Below are 14,367 nucleotides of genomic sequence, written 5' to 3'. Positions count from 1 at the left end.
GGTGGACACCTGTGTTCTAGAGGGCGATGCGACGGCGTCGGCCGACGAGACGTTGGGTGAGGCGGATCAGGCCCATCAGGGCGAAGCTGGAGAGGATCACCAGCAGGGCGAGCGTCGAGATCGCCGCCAGCGTGGGGTCGATCTGGACCCGGATGCCGGACCACATCTTCACGGGGAGGGTGGTCATCGTCGGGCCGGACATGAAGATCGCCACGACGACCTCGTCCCAGCTGGTGATGAAGGCGAAGAGTGCACCTGCCAGCATGTTGGGCAGGATCGCCGGCAGGGTGACCCGGAAGAAGGTCGACACCGGGCCGGCGCCGAGGTTCATCGAGGCCATCTCCAACCGCCGGTCGACGGCGACCAGGCCGGCGCAGACGTTGATCATCACGTAGGGGACGCCGAGGCAGGTGTGCACCAGGACGAAGCCGAGAGTGGTCTCGGTGAGCCCGGCCTCGAGGAACGCGACGTAGACGGCGAGGCCGATGATCACGTAGGGAACGATCAGCGGGGCGAGCATGACGACCAGGACGCCGCGGCGGAACGGGAAGCGTCCACGCACCAGGGCCAGGGCCGCGGCGGTGCCGAGCACCACGCTGAGGACGGCGGAGAGGCCGGCGACCCGCAGGCTGGCGACGGCGGACTCCATCCAGGTCGGGTCGTCGCGAAGCGCCTGGTACCACTTCCAGGAGAAGCCCTCGGGCGGAAAGGTCATGAAGGAGCTCTCGCCGACCGACATCGGGAAGATGATCAGGATCGGAAGCAGCACGTAGGCGGCGACGGCGACGGCCAGCAGGATCAGGCCGGTGCGGGTGAGGACTCTGGTCATGACCGTCCCATCAACATGCGCTCGAGGTCCATGAACCGGCTGGCGATCGCCAGCAGCGCGAAGGTGGTGGTGAGCAACAGGACGGCCAGGGCGGCGGCGAAGCCGAACTGGAGCACGGTGCTCACCTGTTGCACGATCAGCTCGCCGATCATGGTGTTCTTGGGGCCGCCCAACAGCGACGGCGTGATGTAGTAGCCGAGCGCCTGGATGAAGGTGAGCAGCAGGCCGGCTGCGACGCCGGGCATGCTCAGCGGCACGAAGACCCGCCAGAAGGCGCCGGACGGGCGGTCGCCCAGACCCTGGGCGGCCTCGGTGAGCCGGGGGTCGATGTTGCGCATGGTGGCGTACATGGGGAGCACCGCGAAGGGCAGCGCCACCTGGACCATGCCGAACATGACGCCCTTCATCGAGCGCATGATGGAGAGCGGCTCGTCGATGACGCCGATGTCCATGGCGATCGAGTTGATGACGCCGGTGTCGCGCAGCAGCAGCACCAGGGCGAAGCTGCGGACCAGGACGCTGGTCCAGAACGGCACCAGGATCAACAGGATCAGCAGGTTGCGCCAGGCGGGCCGGCTGATCGTCATCAGGTAGGCGTAGGGATAGGCCAGCAGCATGGTGACCGCGGTGACCGTCAACGCGATCACGAACGTGTTGACCAGGACCTTGACGTAGATCGAGGCCGAGAAGATCTCGCGGTAGTTGTCGAGGCTCAGCGTCGGGTCGGTGAAGCTCTTGGCGATCATGAACCCCAGCGGGGCCACGAAGAAGACCAGCAGGAAGACCAGCAGCGGCAGGATCAACAGGCCCCAGCCGTCGAAGGCGAGGTAGGCCCGCACCCGGGAGAGGGGGCCGCCGTCGGCGGCTCCTCTCCGCGGACGGGAGAGCGAGATGCTGGTCATTCGGCGATCCAGGTGTTGAAGCGCTTGGTGACCTCGGTGTAGTTCTCCGCCCAGTAGGAGTAGTCGATCAGGCCGGCCGACTGCTCGACGACGTTGTCGCTGGGGGCGACGTCGTCACGGATGCTCTCCGGCACCAGGTCGATGGCGTCCTTGGACGCGGGGCCGAAGCCGGACGCCTCGGCGTCCGTGGCCTGCGCCTGCGGGTTCTCCAGGAACCACACCATCCAGTCCTGGGCCAGCTCGACGTTGTCGTAGCCCTTCGGGATCACCACGTGGTCGTAGGAGACCAGGTTCTCGCCGTACTCGTTGGCGACCGGCTCGCCGGCGGCGGCGGCCTGGGAGACGCGGCCGTTCCAGGCCTGGACCAGGGGTGCCTCGCCGCTGGCCAGGAGCTGCACCTGCTGATCGCCGGTGTCGTACCAGACGATGTCGTCCTTGATCGTGTCGAGCTTCTTGAAGGCCCGGTCCAGGTCGAGCGGGTAGAGGTCCTCCGGGGCGACGCCGTCGGCCAGCAGGGCGGCCTCGAAGATGCCGCCGGTGACGTACTTCCAGAAGCCACGCTTGCCGGGGAACTGCTTGGTGTCGAAGAACTCCGCCCAGGTGGTCGGGTGGGCGTCGGCGAACGCGTCGGTGTTGTAAGCGATGCTGAACGTGTACTGCAGGATCGGGATCGCGCAGTCGTTCGTCTGGGCGGGGTCGATGCCGCCCTTCGCGGCGGCGTCCTTGACCCGCTGCGGGAGCTTCTCCAGCTTGCCGGCCGCGCAGGCCGACTCGGAGTAGTTCGGCTCGACCTCGACCAGACCCCAGCTGACCTTGCCCGACTTCACCTGGGCGTCGATCTTCGCGTAGTCGGTGGGGGAGTCCTGGCGGATCGTGACGTCGGCGTCCTTCGCCCACGGCGTGAAGTAGGAGTTGACGTGCGCCTTCTGACCGGCACCACCCCACATCGTCACCGTCACGGACTTGCCGTCCTCGCTGGAGCTGCAGGCCGACACAGACGCGACGAGAGCCGCGGTGGACAGAGCGGCGATTGCCTTGGCACGCATCGTTTCTCCTAAGTTGACTGATGGATCAGTTATTAATGAAAGCGTGACGGCCGTCACGCGTCAAGGGGGAGGGGTGAACTTTCTTCGGAGTCCGTCCCGAGTGCCGGGCGGGCCGGGACGCAGAGCGCCCCCGGCGCCACGGGGGCGCCAGGGGCGAGAGGTCGAGCGAGGCGTGGGGAGTCGGCGGAACCGCCGGGTGGGTGCGGGAGCTGTGCGGCTCACGGCTCCCAGAGGTCCAGGGTCACCGCCGCGATCCGGCCCTGGTCGTCGAGGAAGAGGTCGACGCTGAACCACATCAGGCAGGTGCTGGAGGAGGCTCGGGACGGCTGCAGGGAGACTCGGCGATGACCTTGGTAGCCCGGGGGTGCAGCGACCGGTGGACTGGCGCAATGTGGATGCGGGTCCGTCGACACCTCGAACGCGCCGTCCGCGCTGATCGCCGCGCTACCGGTGTCGTCGACCTGATGACGGAGAAGCCGCAGCGCGCTGAACGGACCGAGGTAGGCGCGGAAGTAGGTCTCTTCCAGGAGCCATCCCTCGGCGTCCGCGAGCTCAGCCGCCGTCCGCACCGCGACGATCTCCGCACCGAGGCCGAGCCGGACGCGGGGTGCGAGTCTGAGGCGAGACGCCTGTGAGGGAAGGGGATCGATGGCGAAGGCGATGACGTCGCCGGCGAGCGCGTGGTGCTCCTCCCCGGCTGAGTCGCGCTGTGGCTCCTCGGTGACACCGAGGAGCGAAGCGCCCATCAGCACAGCCGTGCCTATCGCTGAACCGGTCGTCACGCTGCCGCCTCCGTCGTCGCTCGAGGCCCCGAGCGGAGCCCGTTCCTATGACGCGGAGGCGGCGGGATCGGTTGCCACGGATCAACGACGGGAGTCGGTTGACGTGGACGGACTCACAGGCGGACGGCGGGAAGCGGCTCCACGTCGTGCGTCCGGGGGCCGAGCGAAGCGCGTGTCCTGGTGCGGAGGACCGCAAGGGCCGTGTCGAGGTCGGGGCCGAGCAGATGCAGCGAGTCGATTCCGCGCGACTCCCAGACCGGGAGCTCGCCGTCGGGACTCCGCGCCGCCGGCTGCCACAGCAGGCCGTCGCCGTTCTCGCTCCAGCCGAAGACCTCCAGGCCGGAGCAGAGGTCCCAGCTGCCATCGGGTTCGACCATCCAGTCGTACCCCTCGCGCTGGCCGTCCTGGTAGACGGACCGGAACCGGGCGGTGAGGTTCGCGGCGCGACCCTGCCAACCATCGGCATAGCCGTCGAGCACCGGCGGATAGATGAGCCAGAGCCCGAAGGCTCTGCCCCAGCCCACGTTCTCGACGAAACGACGGTAGGACTGCGGAAACCCCTGCCCGTCAGCGAACCGATGACCGTTGAGCACCTCGTGATCGAGGTGCTCAACGGTGGGCTCTCCAGCGAGGGTGAGCGACGTGTCGCCGGTGCCGGTCATGCCCCGCAGACTAGCGGCCTGAGTCGCGCACCTTGCTGGGCTCAGAAGAGCGGGTGGTTCGGGGGAGCGGTGCCGTCGAGCAGGTGGGCGCCCAGGTGCACGTACTTCCATCGGGCGGGGTCGTGCAGCGAGTGGGTGCGCACGTTGCGCCAGTGGCGGTCGAGCCCGTGCCGCTGGTCGACGGCGCTGGTGCCGGCAAGCTCGATCACATCCGTCGCGATCGCCGGGCCGACCTCCTGGGCGTAGGCCTTCGCCTCGGCTACGGCGAAGCTGGCGTCGAGCAGCTGCGCCTGCGTCGGCGCGGTGCGGTCGACCTCGTCGACGGCTCGGCCTGCCCGGTCGAACAGTGCCTCCAGCGCGGCCAGTCGGGTCCGCAGCTGACCGAAGCGGAGCTGCACATGCGGCTCGTCGGAGACGCGGGCCACTCCGGACTCCACCCAGGGGCGCGACCGGTCACGCACGAAGGCGGCTCCGTCCTCCAGCGCGGCCCGGGCGATCCCGACGTCGATGGCGGCGTGCAGCAGCTGGTCGTAGGCGCCGACCGGGCTGCGCGGCGGGTCCGCGGGAACCGGTCCGAGGTCGAGCAGCTGCGCCGCAGGAACGGCCACGTCATCGAGGATGACGGTTCCGCTGGCGGTGGTGCGCTGGCCGAAGCCCGACCAGTCCTCCTCGATGGTGACGCCGTCGTCGTGGGGTGAGACGAAGACGATGACCGGGTGTCCCGGATCGCCGTCCAGGTTGGCGGCGACGCCGAAGAGCGTGGAGCCGAGGGCTCCGGTGGCGTAGAACTTGCGACCGCGCACCAGCACGGTGCCATCGTCGCGGCGCTCGGCCCGCGTGGTGCGGTCGAAGACGTGCTGGGTGCCTCGCTCGGCGGTGGCGTTGCCGATCCAGCCGCCGGAGGTCGCGACCTCGTGCAGCAGGTCGCGCAGCTCGGGCGTTGCGGCGAGGGCGGCGACGTCGAGGAGCACGAAGTGGGCGAGCACGATCTGGGCCACGGACGAGTCGCCGCGCGCGATCAGGCGCAGCACCTCGCCGGCGCTCGAGTGGGCCAGGCCGGAGCCGCCCGCGCTCGCTGGCACGGTGATGCCGAGCAGTCCGGATGCGGCCAGTGTGCGGACCTCGTCCAGTGGGTGGCGACGCTCGGCGTCGCGGTCGGCGGAGCCCTCCGCGAAGCGAGTCGCCAGGTCGCGGGCGACCTGCTCGACGTCGGCACGGCTGAGGACGGGGGTGCGGACGTGGGTGTCGATCTGTGCGGTCACTGCATCTCCTGGACGGTCGTAGCGGCTAACTTGAGTGAAATGATAGACATACTCAAGTAAGCCTTCCTGTCACCTCCCGAGGAGAGACCATGGCAACCACCGTCGCCGAGCCGGAGCTCGACATCCCCGCCCTGCCCAAGCACCTGGTCACCCGCCTGGGCGGCGTCGACCGCGAGGACGTGTCGCCCCGGCTGCAGCGCCAGTTCGACCACGCGCAGCAGACCTACGGCTACGTGCCCAACTGGCTGCGCGGCTACGCCGTCAACGAGGCCACGCTGGAGCGTCTGCTGGCCATCTACGGACCGCTGTGGGACGACAGCGCCAACCATCACCTGACGATCCAGGAGCGGGAGCTGATCTCGGTGATCGTGGCGCACGAGAACGAGTGCGGCTACTGCGTCGCCAACCACCGCTACGGATTGGCGCAGGCCACCGGCGACAAGCAGCGCGCCGCCCGGATCGCGGACGACCACCACCTCATCGACTTCGATGCACGCGATCAGGCGCTGGTCGACCTCGCGGTCAAGGTGACCCATCAGGCCTCGCGCGTGGGGGAGGCGGACTACGAGCGCCTGCGTGCGGTCGGCCTGACGAATGCCGGCATCGTCGAGGCGATCGAGGTCGCGGCCTTCTTCAGCTACGCCAACAAGCTCACCCAGGCGATCGGCCTCCAGCCGGACGCCACACTCTTCGCCTGAGTGCGCTGACGCAGCAGGGCCCCGCGCCGAGCCTCCGGGCGCGGGGCCCTCGCCTGTCGCGGTCCGCGATGGGCTGGACTGTCGCTGCGGCTCAACCCTCGTGCGTGTGGTCCTCCTCCAGCCCCGCCTCGTGCACATGCGGGTGCGAGTGCGTCACGCCGTCGTGGGTGTGCTCGTGCTCGTGCTCGACATGGGCGTGCTCGTGGGTGGTGTGCGCATGCGTGTGGGCGCTGTCGCCGTGGGTGTGCTCGTGGGTGTGGCTCTCCATGACGGGTTCCCCTCGCTGGTCGGCCGGGCTCGGATGCCCGGCTCACCTCCACGCTAGGCAGTGCGAACGCCAAGCGCAGCATGCTGCGCCGACGAGCTTCCTGCCAGTGATCCGCAGCAGCGATGGGCGAGCAGATCCCTGCCAGGGCTCAGGATTCGGTGTACGGCCAGCTCTTGTAGATCAGACCGTCGAGGGTGGTCTCCATCCAGCCGCTCTCCTCGAACCGGTTGGTCACCCAGATGTTGATCACCGGGATCTCGGTGCTGGAGTCGTACTTGACGTCGATCCAGCTCAGCTTCGCGTCCTCGACGTTCAGGTTGGTCAAGGCGGCGTCGAGGTTGCGGAAGAGCGCATCGACGTCGATGTCGCGGGTGTCGAAGAGCGCCAGGTCGCGTCCGGACTCGATCTCCGGATCGCTGGCCCGGACCCCGCTGCCCTTGCTGTAGGACCAGTCCTCGGTGCGTGGCTGGGTGCCCTTCAGTGGCCGGGTGAAGGAGAAGTAGTCCGGGCGCAGTCCGAGCTCGGTCAGATACGGCGCGTCGAACTGGTTGTGGATCACTTCGAGCAAGTCCCTCACTCGCTCTGCGGTGACCTCCCACGGCTCCAGTGACGGCACCTCGCCCTCGCGCTGGTTGGCGGGCTGGCCGCTGGTCAGTTCGTTCTTGACGTCGCTCCACATCACCACGAACGAGGCCGAGTCGGAGACCGCCTGCGCCTCAGCCTCGGCGTCGGCGTCGGCTGAGATCGAGGAGTCCGGCACCCGGAGGGGGTCGTCGCTGACGATCGCATTGATCACCAGGCCGATGCCGACGATGCCGGCGACGGCGGCGACGATCACGGCGTTGCGCCGCGGGGAGGTCGCGGTGGCTGCCGCGCGGACCGAGGCGACCACGCCGGGCCGGAACCGCTCCGGCGCGTTCTGCAGGTCCTTGACCAGGACCCGCAGGTCGTCCAGCTCGACCGCGCCCAGCGCGGCGGCGACCCGCTCCTCACGCTCGTCAGCGGTGAGCTGGCCATCGACGAAGGCGGCCTCCAGTGCCTCGACCACGTCGTTGCGGTCGACGTCGCGTGCGCGCATGGTGCCCTCCCGAAATCGTCGGCTGGTGAAGATTACGTGGTGGTGTTCGGCTCCGGGACCCGGGTAGCGTGCCGAGGGTGGCTGACCGACTCTCGCTCCCGATCAGGACCGACCGGCTGACGCTGCGCGCGTATCGGCCCGAGGACGCCGAGGACGTGTTCGCCTATCGGGGCGATCGGGAGGTGGTGCGCTACATGCCGCACCAGGCCTGGAGCCATGCCGAGGCGATCACCAAGGTCGCCGAGTGGGCGGCCAGCCGTGACGATCTGGGCGCCGACCATCCGCTCGCCCTCGCGGTCGAGTACCAGGGCCGGGTGATCGGCGACCTGGTGCTGATGGCGGCCGACAAGACCTTGCTGCGCTTGGAGATCGGCTGGTGCTTCCACCCCGACTTCCACGGCCTGGGGCTGGCCCGCGAGGGTGCGCTGGCCATGCTGGACCTCGCCTTCGACCACTACCGGGCGCAGCGGGTCTTCGCGCAGCTCGATCCCCGCAACGTCGCCTCGGTGCGGCTCTGCCAGCGCCTGGGGATGAGCCATGAGGCCCACCTGCGCAACGACTGGCATGACCCGCACGGCTGGAGCGACAACGGGATCTACGGCCTGCTGGCCACCGACCCGCGCCCGGGGGCCGAGCGGCTCGCCGCCATGCCCGAGCAGCGTCCGCCGCTCGACTTCATGGCCGGCGAGCGCGCCGCCCTCGACCAGTGGCTGGAGTTCTACCGCGACGCGTTGCTGCGCAAGGTCGCCGGGCTCAGCGCCGCCGAGCTCGTGCGGGCCAGCGTGCCGCCGTCCACGCTCACTCTGGCCGGCCTCGTCCGGCACCTGGCGAAGGTCGAGCAGTACTGGTTCACGGCCGTGGTCACCGGCGTCAAGGAGCGAGCGCACTTCGGCGACGCCGAGAGCCCGGACGCCGACTTCGAGCAGGTGAGCGCGCCGACCGCGTTGGCCGACGTCGACCTCTACCGTCGTGAGGTGGACCGCGCGCGGGCCGCCGCGGAGAAGGTCACCGACCTCGACGCCGCGCTGCCCGGACGCCGGCACGGCCAGGAGGTCAACCTGCGCTGGGTGCTGCTGCACATGATCGAGGAGTACGCCCGCCACCTCGGCCATGCCGACCTGCTGCGCGAGCGGATCGACGGCGTCACCGGCTACTGAATCGCCCCACGGCCGCAACCGGCGGCGAGGCTGCATACCCTGGCTCGCATGACGTTCGAGTTCGACCGCGCCACCGCCGTCACCGAGACCGACCGCACCGAGGACGGTGCCCGGTTCCTCGCCGAGCTCGACGCCGGGTGGGGCGTGGGCCCTGCCCTCAACGGCGGCTACCTGATGGCGACCGCGGCGCGAGCCCTGCGGCACACGGTGCCCGAGCTGCCGGACCCGATCGCCTTCTCTGCCTACTTCCTCTCGGCGGGAGCGGCCGGCAAGGCCGAGGTGAGCACCCGGGTCATCCGCCGCGGTGGCACCAGCGCGAATCTCGCCGTCGACCTGGTCCAGGACGGCGCCACCCGGATCACCGCGCTGGCCAGCTACGGCGACCTCTCCTCGCTGCCCACCGGCGTGCAGACCACGGCCCAGCCGCCGCGACTGCCGAGCGTGGACGAGTGCCTGTCCACCAAGCTCGCCTCGGCCGAGATGCGCAAGGTCGCCACCATCATGGACCGGATGGACCTGCGCCTGGACCCGGCCTACGCCGGATGGGCGGTCGGCGCCCCGAGCGGGGAGGGCGTGATCCAGGGCTGGATCCGACTCCCGGACGGCCGCGAGCCGGACGCGCTGTCCCTGCTCTGGATGCTCGACGCCCTGCCGCCGGTCACCTTCGACCTCGGCCTGCCCGGTTGGGCGCCCACCCTCGAGCTGAGTGCGCACATCCGCGCCGTGCCCGCACCCGGCTGGCTGGCGATCCGGCATGCCACCCGCAACGTCGCGGGCGGGATGTTCGAGGAGGACTGCGAGCTGTGGGACTCCGCCGGCCGGCTGGTGGCCCAGAGCCGTCAGCTCGCCCGGCTCCCGCGCTGAGCCCACCGACCGTGCGGCGAGCGCGACGCTGCGCTCAGCCGAACCAGTCGCGGCGCATCCCGAAGACCCAGCGCCGCCAGGGGTGCTCGCTCACCGACCACAGCTCCTCGCGGCCGGGCCAGTGCACGATGTCCTCCGGGCCGATCGGCGTCGCGAGATGCCGTGCCCGCAGGGTGCCCGGACGTCCGGCATGCACCGTGCCCGGCCACACCGGCCCGTTCGAGGTGGTCACGTACCAGTCGTCACCGGCGACGGCGACGCCCTGCATCCGCTGCAGCCCGACCTCGTGCAGCGCCACCGGATGCGCGACGCCCGCAGCGTCCGTGCGCAGGTCCCAGGTGCCAGGCTCCAGGGCGTATCGCGCCACCCGGGTGCTCTGCGTGCCGCGGCCGTACTCGCCGGCGATCAGCGACGGGCCGCCAGGACCGTGCGCGGTGGAGAGGAACGAGTAGCGCAGCCGCGCGCCGTCCCCGACGGTCTCGCCGCGATGCCACTCCCGCACCGGCAGCACGTAGCGGTGCCCGAAGGAGGCCACTCCGGCTCCCGAGGCACCCAACCGGGTGCGGTCGGCGAGCCCCACCTCGTCGGGGATCCGGACGATGTCGTCGAGATGACAGGTCGCGAAGCCGCGCCCGGTGGCGGCCACGTGCAGGTAGCGCCCGCACCAGGCGATGCCGCCGGCATGGACCTTCAACGGCGCCAGGCGCAGGTCGCCGTCCCGGTAGGTGGGCGCCACCAACAGCACATGGCGGTAGCGACGGGCGTCCAGGTCGAGCACGGTGATCCGCGAGCCGTGGGTGCCCTCGGCGATCTTCTTCGAATACCAGGACGCGAGCACGATCCGGCGCCCGGCGAGCTCCGCGTCCGCAGCGTCGGCGGCGGTGGTGATGCCCTGTGGCCACCAGCGCGGATCGGCACTGTCGAAGGCGTCCCAGGCATACGCCTCGTGCACCGCGCGCCCGAGCAGGCGCGGCATCCGCGCCCGGTGCGCGTCGCGGTTCAGGTCGGCCAGGACGCCGGGCAGCCCGACCCGATCGGTCAGTGCGGTGAGCGCGTCGACGCCGGTCGCGTCGACCTCGCGGCGCAGCCGCAGGAACGACGGATCGAGCTCGGGCCACCCCATCGCGAGCGCCTACTGGAACAGCAGCGGGTTCTCCGCAGCCACGTCGCCGTCGGTGCCCACCACGAAGACGGCGTTGACGCCGCTCTGTCCGGACTCTGCGGTGAACGGCAGCGAGACGCACTGGCGCTCGGCGCCGCCCTTCCAGGTGTCCTGGACCTGGCCGAGCACGGTGACGCCGTCCGGGGCCACGAAGGTGACGCCGATCGGCAGCCCGTCGGGCAGTCCCTCGACGGCGAACTCGGCGTGCACCGTCTGGCCCGGCGTGACCGACATCGTCTGCGGGCTCTGCAGGGTGCTGGTCCCGGTGCAGCCGTCCGTTCCGGTGAGGCTCCACCCGGCAGCCGTGACCCTGGCCTGCTCGGGCGCGTCCGGTGCGGCGGGAACCTGGTCGGCGAAGGGGGAGACGTAGTCCGGGTCGCCGCCCTTCTTGGCGATGGCCAACACCTCGGAGGCCAGGTCGATCGGCCGGATCAGCGCCGAGCCCTGGGTGATCGCGCCGACGTCCTGGGAGACCGCGGTGATCACCGCGGTGTTGATCCCGATCAGCTCGCCGCGTCCGTTGATCGAGGCGCCGCCGGAGTTGCCGGAGCCGAGCCGAAGGTCGGAGTCGATGAAGCCGCGCTTGGTGTCGATCACCGGGTCGGCCTGGAAGGTGGAGACCACGCCGCGGGTGACGGTGAGCGGGCGCTCGGCGCCGGCGCTGGGGTTGCCGATGCCGGGGTAGCCGAGCGCGGTGATCTCGTCGCCGGTGCGCAGCTCCTGGCTGGAGCCGATCGGCAGCGGCTCGGGCAGCGAGAGGTTGTCGTTGTCGACCTCCTTGCCCTCGGCGTCCGCGTTGATCCGCAGCACCGCGAGGTCGAGGAAGCCGTCGGCGATGATCGGCTCGGCGCGGTAGGTGGGCTCGGCGGGCTTGTCGTCCTCGGGCTGGGTGAGGGCGACCAGCAGGTAGGCCGGGTCGCCGAACTCGCTGGCGCCCTGGCCGGGAGCCGACGGCTTGCCGACGTGGGCGTTGGTCAGGATCAGGCCGTCCGAGCTGATCACGCTGCCGGAGCCCGAGTGCATCGGCTGGTCGTTCTCGTCCATCGCGATCAGCAGCACGCTCGCCGCCTTGGCGCGGTCGAGCTCGGCCGCGGTCAGCCGGTCGTCGCTCGGGTCGTCGTCCCCGCCCACCAGCATGACGCCGGCCACGACGCCGCCGCCGACCAGCAGCAGGGCGGCCACCAGGGCGCCGACGATGCTCAGGGTGCGCCGCCGCTTGCGTCCGGCGATCGCGCGCGACGCCACCTCGGCGGCGACCATCGGCACGATCTCCAGCTCGAAGCCGGCGGTGGGGTGCCCGAGCAGGACGGTGACCGGCTCGTCGAGGCGCTGGCTGCGCACCCGCTCGCCGGCGATGTAGGTGCCGGTGGTCGAGCGGTCGTGCAGCCACCAGCCGTCGGGGCGCGGCTCGAGCAGGGCGTGCTGGCGGGAGACGACCGGGTCGTCGGCGACGACCTCCAGGCCGGGCTCGCGCCCGATCCGGACCGGTGCCAGCGGCGCGAAGCGACGGTCCAGGTCACGGGAGCGGACCAGCAGGGCCGGGGCCATCGTGCCGGGGTTGTTGCTGCGCCCGGGAACGACGGTCAGCGCGAGCTCCTGGGTGAGCGCGACGTCGGGGTGGGGGGCGATCGGCCGCGCTCCCGCGGCCTCCACCACGACCAGGACCGGCGTCGCCTCGCCGCTCTGGCCGAAGTACAGGGTGTGGGTGCCGGTCAGCGGCGCCTGGGTGATCCGCTGGCCGTCGAGCCAGACCCCGTGGGTGCTGCCGGAGTCGACGATCTGCCAGCCGTCGGCGGTCGGCTGCAGCTCGGCGTGCTGGCGGGAGACGGTCGGGCCGCTGAGCACGACGTCGGCGCGCGGGTCGCGACCCAAGCGGACCGGACCGGAGCCGTCGAAGGTGTGACTGCGGCCTTCGGCCTGCACGCGAATGCTGCTCATCTGCTCCCCAGAGGTGGTGGTCCCGGACACCGTCGTTCCCGGATCCTAGCGCTGTGCGCGGTCGTGGGAGGCTGGTGACGCCGGACGGAACGAGAGGGGCAGACGGCGTGAGAGGCATCTTCTTCGAGGAGGACGACGCGCAGGCGGTGGCGCGTGCGTTGATCGCAGGCGGCTGGGAGGCCGAGGTGCGGCGCGAGGCGCTGGCCGGCGAGGACGACGACGAGGACCACCCCTGGGCGGTGCTGACCGATGCCCCCGCGATCATGCTCGAGGTGCTGATCGACCAGCACGACGGCTGGCTCGACGACGAGCTGCCTGCGGGACCGGCCGCCGCGCCGTCGCCGATCCCACTGCCCGATGCGCCGAAGCGGATCAAGCGACCGGGGGCGGGGAACGTAGGCTGAGAGGCATGACCGCGGACCAGCGCCTGCTCCTCATCCACGCCCACCCCGACGACGAGTCGATCGGTCAGGGCGCCACCATGGCCAAGTACGTCAAGGAGGGGCGCGGGGTCACGCTGGTCACCTGCACCGCCGGCGAGATGGGCGAGATCCTGGTGCCCGAGCTGGAGCACCTGGCTGCCGACCGCGACGACGAGCTCGGCACCCACCGCCGGGGCGAGCTGGCCGACGCGATGGCCGCTCTCGGCGTCATCGACCACCGGTTCCTCGGCGGCTTCGGCACCTACCGCGACTCCGGCATGCAGTGGCACCCGGACGGCCACGCGATCGCTGCCGACGACATCCACGACAACGCCTTCTGGCGTGCGGACCTGACCGAGGCGGCCAACCACCTGGTCGCGGTGATCCGCGAGGTCCGCCCGCAGGTGATGGTCACCTACGACGAGTTCGGCGGCTACGGCCACCCGGACCACATCCAGGCGCACCGGGTCGCCACCTACGCCGCCGCGCTGGCGGCGGTGCCGTCCTACCGCACCGACCTGGGCGAGGCCTGGGACATCGCCAAGATCTACTGGGGAGCGATGTCGGAGAGCCGGATGCGCGAGGGTCTGCGGCTGCTGCGCGACTCCGGCGACTCGGCGACCTTCGAGGGCCTCGACCCCGACGGCCCGCTGCCGCACTTCGTCTCCAGCGACGAGGCGTTGGCGGCTGCCGTCGACGGCACCGACTTCATCGACGCGAAGATGGCGGCACTGGCCGCGCACAAGACCCAGATCACCACGGACGGTCCGTTCTTCGCGCTCTCCAACAACGTCGGCGCGGAGGCGATGGGCGTGGAGTTCTACCGGCTCGCCAAGGGCGTCCAGGGCCCGGTCGGTCCGGACGGCTTCGAGACCGACCTCTTCGCCGGGCTGTGAGCGCAGGGCTGCGTGCGCTGCTGGTGGTGCTGCTGGCGCTGACCGGTGCCGTCACCGCGATCGCCTCGGTCGCGATGCACGACGGCAACTGGGCCTGGTTCGTGCTGGCCGTCGGCGCCCCGGCAGCCGCCACCGTGGCGCTGCCGGCTGGCTGGCTCCGCTTCGGCTTCGTCTTCGGCTGGGTGGCGATGGTGCTGCTGGTGATCCAGGGCACCGAGGCCGGATCCTGGGCGATCAGCGCCGATCTGCGCGGCTATCTCTTCCTCGCCGGCGGCCTGGCGCTGATGGTCGCGGCCGTGGTCACCGCGCCGGTCGGCGCCCGCCGTCCGGCATCGTCGCCTGCGGGGGCTCCGGCCGACACCCAGTGAACGCGAAAGTGGGGGATTGGTGCCTCCTCACTA

General features: G+C 70.8%; 16 protein-coding genes. 6 read left to right on the top strand and 10 right to left on the bottom strand.

The features are described 5' to 3' along the window. Positions 1 to 16: 16 nt before the first annotated feature. The 6 genes from ABD151_RS13875 to ABD151_RS13850 form a co-directional block, all read right to left on the bottom strand. Positions 17 to 829 carry an ABC transporter permease gene (locus ABD151_RS13875; RefSeq protein ID WP_343995340.1) on the bottom strand — a complete coding sequence of 271 codons (813 nt, stop codon included), beginning with the start codon at positions 827 to 829 and terminating at the stop codon, positions 17 to 19. Further along, a complete protein-coding gene (locus ABD151_RS13870) occupies positions 826 to 1,731 on the bottom strand; it encodes an ABC transporter permease (protein WP_343995339.1) in 906 nt (301 codons plus the stop codon). The genes ABD151_RS13875 and ABD151_RS13870 overlap by 4 nt, the downstream gene beginning before the upstream one ends. Then, complete coding sequence (locus ABD151_RS13865) at positions 1,728 to 2,777, bottom strand: ABC transporter substrate-binding protein (protein WP_343995337.1); 1,050 nt, start codon at positions 2,775 to 2,777, stop codon at positions 1,728 to 1,730. Before ABD151_RS13865 ends, ABD151_RS13870 begins: the two co-directional genes overlap by 4 nt. Before the next feature lie 218 nt (positions 2,778 to 2,995). Beyond that, positions 2,996 to 3,523: a hypothetical protein gene (locus ABD151_RS13860; protein ID WP_343995335.1), complete on the bottom strand. Its 528-nt coding sequence runs from the start codon at positions 3,521 to 3,523 to the stop codon at positions 2,996 to 2,998. Between the two features lie 149 nt (positions 3,524 to 3,672). Then, positions 3,673 to 4,221, bottom strand: a complete 549-nt coding sequence (locus ABD151_RS13855) for a hypothetical protein (RefSeq protein ID WP_343995333.1) — start codon at positions 4,219 to 4,221, stop codon at positions 3,673 to 3,675. Between the two features lie 41 nt (positions 4,222 to 4,262). Then, on the bottom strand, positions 4,263 to 5,483 hold the full coding sequence (locus ABD151_RS13850) for an acyl-CoA dehydrogenase family protein (protein WP_343995331.1): 1,221 nt from the start codon (positions 5,481 to 5,483) through the stop codon (positions 4,263 to 4,265). An 89-nt stretch (positions 5,484 to 5,572) separates the two neighbouring features. On the opposite strand from ABD151_RS13850, the gene ABD151_RS13845 reads away from it, so the two are divergent. Continuing rightward, a complete protein-coding gene (locus ABD151_RS13845) occupies positions 5,573 to 6,181 on the top strand; it encodes a peroxidase-related enzyme (RefSeq protein ID WP_343995329.1) in 609 nt (202 codons plus the stop codon). 91 nt (positions 6,182 to 6,272) lie between these two features. Here the strand turns inward: ABD151_RS13845 and ABD151_RS13840 are convergent, their stop codons facing one another. After that, positions 6,273 to 6,449: a hypothetical protein gene (locus ABD151_RS13840; protein ID WP_343995327.1), complete on the bottom strand. Its 177-nt coding sequence runs from the start codon at positions 6,447 to 6,449 to the stop codon at positions 6,273 to 6,275. A gap of 148 nt (positions 6,450 to 6,597) precedes the next feature. Next, the gene (locus ABD151_RS13835) at positions 6,598 to 7,527 is read right to left on the bottom strand and encodes a DUF1707 SHOCT-like domain-containing protein (RefSeq protein WP_343995325.1); all 930 of its coding nucleotides are present in this window, start codon (positions 7,525 to 7,527) and stop codon (positions 6,598 to 6,600) included. 77 nt (positions 7,528 to 7,604) lie between these two features. On the opposite strand from ABD151_RS13835, the gene ABD151_RS13830 reads away from it, so the two are divergent. Continuing rightward, positions 7,605 to 8,684 carry a GNAT family N-acetyltransferase gene (locus ABD151_RS13830; RefSeq protein ID WP_343995323.1) on the top strand — a complete coding sequence of 360 codons (1,080 nt, stop codon included), beginning with the start codon at positions 7,605 to 7,607 and terminating at the stop codon, positions 8,682 to 8,684. Between the two features lie 48 nt (positions 8,685 to 8,732). Continuing rightward, positions 8,733 to 9,548 carry a thioesterase family protein gene (locus tag ABD151_RS13825; RefSeq protein ID WP_343995321.1) on the top strand — a complete coding sequence of 272 codons (816 nt, stop codon included), beginning with the start codon at positions 8,733 to 8,735 and terminating at the stop codon, positions 9,546 to 9,548. Positions 9,549 to 9,582: 34 nt separating this feature from the next. Here the strand turns inward: ABD151_RS13825 and ABD151_RS13820 are convergent, their stop codons facing one another. Both ABD151_RS13820 and ABD151_RS13815 read right to left on the bottom strand, forming a co-directional pair. Beyond that, positions 9,583 to 10,671, bottom strand: coding sequence for a hypothetical protein (locus tag ABD151_RS13820; RefSeq protein ID WP_343995318.1), 1,089 nt, complete (start codon positions 10,669 to 10,671; stop codon positions 9,583 to 9,585). A 9-nt stretch (positions 10,672 to 10,680) separates the two neighbouring features. Continuing rightward, complete coding sequence (locus tag ABD151_RS13815) at positions 10,681 to 12,648, bottom strand: FHA domain-containing protein (RefSeq protein ID WP_343995316.1); 1,968 nt, start codon at positions 12,646 to 12,648, stop codon at positions 10,681 to 10,683. A gap of 107 nt (positions 12,649 to 12,755) precedes the next feature. On the opposite strand from ABD151_RS13815, the gene ABD151_RS13810 reads away from it, so the two are divergent. Genes ABD151_RS13810 through ABD151_RS13800 form a run of 3 tightly spaced genes read left to right on the top strand, consistent with a single transcriptional unit; the run spans position 12,756 to position 14,334 of the window. Beyond that, positions 12,756 to 13,052: a hypothetical protein gene (locus tag ABD151_RS13810; RefSeq protein WP_343995314.1), complete on the top strand. Its 297-nt coding sequence runs from the start codon at positions 12,756 to 12,758 to the stop codon at positions 13,050 to 13,052. Positions 13,053 to 13,057: 5 nt separating this feature from the next. Continuing rightward, on the top strand, positions 13,058 to 13,966 hold the full coding sequence (gene mshB, locus ABD151_RS13805) for an N-acetyl-1-D-myo-inositol-2-amino-2-deoxy-alpha-D-glucopyranoside deacetylase (protein WP_343995312.1): 909 nt from the start codon (positions 13,058 to 13,060) through the stop codon (positions 13,964 to 13,966). Continuing rightward, a complete protein-coding gene (locus ABD151_RS13800) occupies positions 13,963 to 14,334 on the top strand; it encodes a hypothetical protein (protein ID WP_343995310.1) in 372 nt (123 codons plus the stop codon). The genes mshB and ABD151_RS13800 overlap by 4 nt, the downstream gene beginning before the upstream one ends. The last annotated feature ends 33 nt before the right edge of the window (positions 14,335 to 14,367 follow it).

Origin of the sequence: Nocardioides dubius, from assembly GCF_039528155.1 — a bacterium.
In the GTDB taxonomy this organism is placed as follows: Bacteria; Actinomycetota; Actinomycetes; order Propionibacteriales; family Nocardioidaceae; genus Nocardioides; species Nocardioides dubius.
Note: the sequence above shows the minus strand (reverse complement) of the source record. Positions and strands in the feature narration are given on the sequence as shown.